The following is a 6,045-nucleotide window of genomic DNA, read 5'->3' as shown; positions in this document are numbered from 1 at the left end:
TGGTCGGAGGCCGCCGGAGCCGCGGACGAGCTGACCGCGGCCCAGCTGGAGGCGCAGGAACGCAGCGGGCTCCGTGCGCTGACCAACGCGGAGGCCTTCGGGGTGTTGGACGCCGCCCCCCGCACGGGACTCCCCGTACTGCTCGGGCTCGGGTGGAACCGGTCGGGACTGCGCCGCTCACGTCGGGACGGCGTCCTCCCGCCGATCCTCGACATGCTGGCCGGCCCGGTGGAGCCTGCGACCTCGGGTGCCCGGGGCCACGGCGACTATCGGTCGATGGATCCGGACCGACGGCGGCAGGCGCTCACGGCCCTCGTCGGCGAGACGGTGGCGGCGGTGCTGGGGGTCAGTGGCGGGCCGGTCGAGAGCGACTACCGGTTGGGGGACGCGGGATTCGACTCGCTGATGGCGATCGAGACGCGCAACCGCCTGGCCAAGGCGACCGGAACCGTCCTCCCGGCCAGCCTGGTGTTCGACCACGACACCCTCGCCGGCCTCGTCGACACCCTGGCCGCCCGGCTGGACGACGCACCGGGGAACGAGGTGTCCCCGGACGACTCGACCCCGTCGGGCCGGACCGGCGGGGCGTCCATGACCATCAGCGAGCTCCACCAGCGGGCCGTGTCGAGTGGTCGGTGGGAGGTCGGTTTCGAGTTGCTCCGGCTGGCCGCCGAACTGCGTCCGCGGTTCGATGAGCACGAGGCCGCCGCGAACGCGGCGCGTGTCGTCTCGTTGAACGCGGCCACCGACGGGCCGGTGATCTTCGCCTTCCACTCCTGCATCGCCACCGCCGGTGCGGCGCAGTACGCCAAGCTCGCCTCCGTCTGGCAGAAGGGCAGGGAGGTGGCGGCGGTGGCGCTGCCGGGATTCGCCTCCGGTGACGCCCTCCCCGCCACCATCGAGGCCGTCGTCGCCGCACAGGCCGACGCGGTCCGGGAGTACGCCGGCGGGCGGTCAGTCGTCCTCATGGGGACCTCGGCGGGCGGGTGGTTCGCCCAGGCCGCCGCGGAGCGCCTCGTGTCGACCGGTTACCCGGTCGACGCCGTCGTGCTGGTGGACGTCTACCTGCCGGACAGCGACTTCCTCAGCCGGTTCGGCGTCGACCTGATGGACGGGATGGCGGCGCGGTCGGAGACCTACGAGGTCGCCGACGACGCGCCGCTGACCGCGATGGGGTGGTACACGCGGCTCATGGGCCCCTGGCGGCCGCACCGGACCGACGTGCGAACCCTGTTCCTGCAGGCGAGCGAGCCGCTCTCCGCGCGAGCGGCGGGGACCGGGGATGACAGCTGGAAAGCGGAGTGGAGCCTGCCCCACGACCTGGTCGGGGTGCCGGGAAACCACTTCACGGTGATGGAGTCCGAATGTGACAGCACGGTCGCGGCGATCGAGCTGTGGCTGGCCGAGAATGCGGAGGAGAGACGACCATGACTGATCCGAACGCCCAGAGCCGCTGGTTGCGGTGCCTCGCACCCCGAGACGATGCCTCGACGACGGTGGTGTGCTTTCCCCACGCCGGCGGGTCCACCAGCTACTTCCATCCGCTGGCCCGGTGCCTCGACGAGTCGGTCGAGCTGTACGCCGTCCAGTACCCGGGGCGCCAGGACCGACGCCTGGAACCCTGCCTCGACTCGGTGCCCGCGCTGGCCGAGGGTGCGCTGCCCGAGCTGCTCGACCTACCGGACCGCCCGACCGTCTATTTCGGTCACAGCCTCGGAGCGAGCGTGGGGTTCGAGGCGGCCAGGATGATCGCCGATCGGGGCCGTGAGCTCACGGCCTTCCTCCCCTCGGGCCGACCCGGTCCGCGGGCGCACAAGTCCCTCGGCCTCCACACCGAGGACGACGCGGCGATGCTCGCCGAGATGCGGCGACTGAGCGGGACGGACTCCCGGCTCCTGGACGACCCCGAGTTCGTCCAGTTGATCCTCCCGACCATGCGGGCGGACTACGCCGCGGCGGAGAAGTACGACTACGTGCCCGGAGAGCCGTTGAACTGCCCGATCGTCGCGCTCCACGGGTCGTCCGACGACTGGATCTCGGAGTTCGACGCCGCCGAGTGGGGCAGCGAGACCACCGCGGAGTTCGAGCTGCGGGTGTTCGACGGTGGCCACTTCTACCTGGCCGACCAGTGGCCGGAGATCGCCCGGGAGATCCACCGGGTCGCCCATCCCTCGCCGTCCGCCACACACTGAAAGTAGGGAGAACCCGTGCGAGTACTACTCACCACGATCAGTGAACCCAGCCACCTCCGGACGATGGTCCCCCTCGGATGGGCGCTCCTCGCGGCCGGTCACGAGATCCGCGTCGCCGTCACCCCCTCACTCGTCTCCGCGGTGACCACGGCGGGGTTGCCGGCCGTCGAGGTGGGGGTGGACTCGGAGATCAGGAAGACGTTCGCCGGTGCCGCAGCGCAGGGGGACATCGAGAACCCGCTGACGGACTGGACCCGTCCCTTCGCCGACGAGCAGGAGTGGGACGAGCTGCTGCTGCGATATCAGGTCAGCACCTCTACCGCGTTCGCGGGCTTCAACGACGGGCTGGTCGACGGGTTGGTCGAGTTCGCGCGGGGCTTCCGTCCCGATCTCGTGATCTGGGAGCCGCTCACCTACGCCGGCCCGATCGCCGCCGCCGCGTGCGGCGCCCGGCAGGTGCGTCTGTCCTGGATGATCGACATCTACGGCGCGATGCGGGAGGTCTTCCTGGAACTCGCCGCCGAGGAGGGTGAGGACGAGGACCCGCTGGCGGACTGGATGACCGACCACCTGGACCGGTACGGGGCGGAGTTCGACGAGTCCCTGATCAACGGCGAGTTCACCATCGACATGGTCCCCCCGAGCATGCAGCTGACCACCGGCCTCGATCGGGTCCACATGCGAGCGGTGCCGTACCAGGGCGCGGCGGTCCAGCCGCGGTGGCTCGACACCCCGCCCGGTCGCCCCCGGGTGTGCATCACCACCGGGATCTCGTGGGCCGACGCGCTGGGCATGGAGCCGTTCGACCTGCCCAGTGCCCTCGACGCGCTCGGTGAGCTCGACATCGAGCTCGTCGTGGCGGTACCGGACTCGCGGGTCGACTCGCTGACGTTGCCCGGCAACGTCGTACACGCGGGCTACGTGCCGCTCCAGTTCCTGCTGCCGACCTGCGCGACGGTCGTCCACCACTCCGGCTACGGCACCTGGGCCAACGCGCTCATGGCGGGGATCCCCCAGCACATCACGACAGTCGTCCACGCAGACCAGTCGCTGCGCGGCGACGCGGTCGCCCGCGCGGGTTCGGGCATCTACCTCCCCTCGCGCGACTTCACGGCCGATCGACTGACCGCAGAGGTCGGGCAACTCATCTCCGATCCCGGATTCCGGACCGCCGCCCTCGCGGTGGCCGAGGAAGTGCGGTCCATGGACCCGCCGGCGCGGGCCGTGGACATCCTCAACGAGAGAATGGGTATCTGAGATGACGGATGTGGCGATCACCGGAATCGCGTGTCGGTTGCCCCGGGCATCCACACCCGAGGAGTTCTTCCGGCTGCAGCTCAGCGGGGAGTCCACCATCCGGACCCCGCCGCAGGGCCGGGGGCTGACCAGTGAGGCCGCATACCTCGACGAGATCGAGTTGTTCGAGCCGGCGGCCTTCGGGATCTCGCCGCGCGAGGCCGGGTTGATGGACCCGCACCAGCGCATGGCGCTGGAACTCGTCGGGCGTGCCCTGGACGACGCGGCGATAGACGTGGGGGAGCCGAGAGGCGCCGACGTCGGCGTCTGGGCGAGCTGCATGGTCGGTTCGTGGGAGAAGATGGTGTCCCACCGGGTCGACGACCCCTTCTTCCTGACCGGCACCCAGCGCAGCATGGTCGCCAACGGGGTCTCCCGACGGCTCGGTCTCAACGGGCCGAGCATGGTCGTGGACAGTGGCCAGTCGTCATCCCTGGTCGCGGTGTACTCCGCCGTCCGCGCGCTGGAGGCCGGGGAATGCTCGGTGGCGGTGGCCGGCGGTGTCAATCTCATCCTCGATGAGGCCAGTTCCCGGGCGGCCGCCTCGTTCGGCGCTCTCTCCAAGACCTCTCGGAGCCTGCCGTTCGACGAACGAGCCGACGGATACGTCCGCGGCGAGGGCGGAGTGTTCTTCGTCCTCCGACCGCTGGACACCGCGGTCGCCGCCGGCGACCGGATCTATGCCGTGATCCGCGGCGGTGGCGTGTCGAACGACGGTCCCGGGGCGGCAGTGGGTGTGCCCCACGCCGACGGGCAGGAGCAGTGCATCCGGGACGCCCTCGCGGACGCGGGTATCGGACCCGATGACCTCGACTATCTCGAGCTGCACGGAACGGGGACCCGGGTCGGTGACCCGGTGGAGGCCGCCGCACTCGGCCGGGTCTTCGGCCGACGCGGGCTGCCACTGCCGATCGGGTCGGCCAAGGCGACGGTCGGGCACCTCGAATCGGCGGCCGGCGTGACCGGGCTGCTACGGGTGGTGCTGGCGCTGTTCCACCGCACGGTCCCCCCGCAGACCAATTTCATCAACCCCAACCCGGACCTCGCCCTCGAGGCCAGGGCGCTGGAGGTGTTGGCGGATCCGCAGGAACTGCCGGTCACCGCTCTGGCCGGGGTGTCCTCGTTCGGCATGGGTGGCACGAACTGTCACCTCGTGGTCGAATCCGCCCCGGCGGTGGCCGGGTCCCCGCCGCGGCCGGCGGCGCAGGACCAGGACTCTGCGCGGCACGTCTGGCTCCTCTCCGGAACGGGTGAGCGAGCACTCGCGGACGAGGCGGGTCAGGTCCTCGCCCTACTCGATCCCGCGGTCACGAGCGATGCGGACCTGACCGAGATCGGACGCCATCTGGCCGCCCGGTCCAGCCGGTGGGGACGCTACCGGGCAGTGGTGACGGCAGTGGACCGCGATGGACTGACCAGGGGTCTCGAGGCGGTGGCCGACAAGCGTCCCGGTGAGGGTGTGACATCCGGCCGGGTGGTCGTCGGAGGTCTCGCCGGGGTGTTCTCCGGCCAGGGGGCGCAACGGCTCCACATGGGCACCTCGCTCTCCCGGCGGTACGGGGTGTTCGGGGAGACCTTCGGGGAACTGCTCGGTGCGATGAGCGACCACGCGGGTCATGACCTGGCCGGTGTCATCGACGGAGACGACGAGGATCTCCTGGCCCGCACCCGGTTCACGCAACCGGCTCTCGTCGCGTTCGAGGTCGCCGCCCACGCACTGGTGGAATCGTGGGGGGTGATACCGGACGTCCTCGTCGGTCATTCGATCGGCGAGCTCTCCGCGGCCCACGTCGCCGGGGTCCTCGACGTCGACGATCTGGCGCGGCTCGCCGTCGCCCGGGGAGAGGTGATGGACCGGCTGCCCGCGGGGGGCGCGATGCTCGCCATCGGTTGTACGGAGTCCGAGGCCCGGACTCTGCTGGCCGAACTGGGGACCGGGTCGGTCGATGTGGCCGGGGTCAACAGCCCGACGAGCACCGTCGTCGCGGGACCCGTGTCGGAGGTGGAGCTGGTCGAGGCCGCCCTCCCCGGGCAGTGGCGTCGTTCGCGGCTGCGGGTCAGCCACGCCTTCCATTCGCCACTCATGGAGCCCGCCCTGGAGCCCTTCGCCGAGATCGCCGATGGTGTCCGACACAGACGGGCCCGTACGCCGGTCATCAGCAACGTGGACGGCTCGCTCCGCAGCGAGTTCGACAGCGGATACTGGGTCCGCCATCTGCGGGGCACCGTCCGTTTCGCCGACGGCGTACAGGCCGCGGCCTCGGAGGGCGCCGTCCGCTTCCTCGAGCTGGGACCCCGGGCGTCGCTCATCTCGGCGATCACCGAGACCACCGGTCTACGGGCGGTACCACTGATCGGCCGGCCGGAGGCGGACGAGGCCGAGGAGGCGCTCCGCGCCGTGACGGAGCTGTACGTCACCGGACAGCGGGTCTCCTGGACCTCCGTACTCGGGCGCCCGCGTGCGGGCGCCATCCCCGTGCCCGAGCGGACGCTACGGGGCTCGCGGTTGTGGGCCCCCGACGAGGTGGCGCCGGTACCAGGAGACCCCCGCCCGACG

General features: G+C 71.2%; 4 protein-coding genes. All 4 read left to right on the top strand.

All coding sequences use genetic code 11. The features are described 5' to 3' along the window. Positions 1 to 1,431, top strand: a 1,431-nt coding sequence (locus G6020_RS14600) for a thioesterase domain-containing protein (protein ID WP_182611104.1), incomplete at its 5' end; no start/stop codon positions are given. Next, positions 1,428 to 2,192, top strand: a complete 765-nt coding sequence (locus G6020_RS14595) for an alpha/beta fold hydrolase (RefSeq protein ID WP_182611103.1) — start codon at positions 1,428 to 1,430, stop codon at positions 2,190 to 2,192. The genes G6020_RS14600 and G6020_RS14595, both read left to right, overlap by 4 nt. Positions 2,193 to 2,207: 15 nt before the next feature. Further along, positions 2,208 to 3,449, top strand: coding sequence for a nucleotide disphospho-sugar-binding domain-containing protein (locus G6020_RS17585; protein ID WP_182611102.1), 1,242 nt, complete (start codon positions 2,208 to 2,210; stop codon positions 3,447 to 3,449). 10 nt (positions 3,450 to 3,459) lie between these two features. Beyond that, positions 3,460 to 6,045: type I polyketide synthase (locus G6020_RS14585; protein ID WP_182611101.1), on the top strand; the 2,586-nt coding region annotated here is incomplete at its 3' end.

Source organism: Dietzia sp. B19, assembly GCF_014145155.1.
GTDB lineage: Bacteria > Actinomycetota > Actinomycetes > Mycobacteriales > Mycobacteriaceae > Dietzia > Dietzia natronolimnaea.
Note: the sequence above shows the minus strand (reverse complement) of the source record. Positions and strands in the feature narration are given on the sequence as shown.

Bases quoted from the DNA above. Each gene is read 5' to 3' on its own strand.
- G6020_RS14595 (WP_182611103.1), top strand. From the start codon at position 1,428: ATGACTGATCCGAACGCCCAGAGCCGCTGGTTGCGGTGCCTCGCACCC.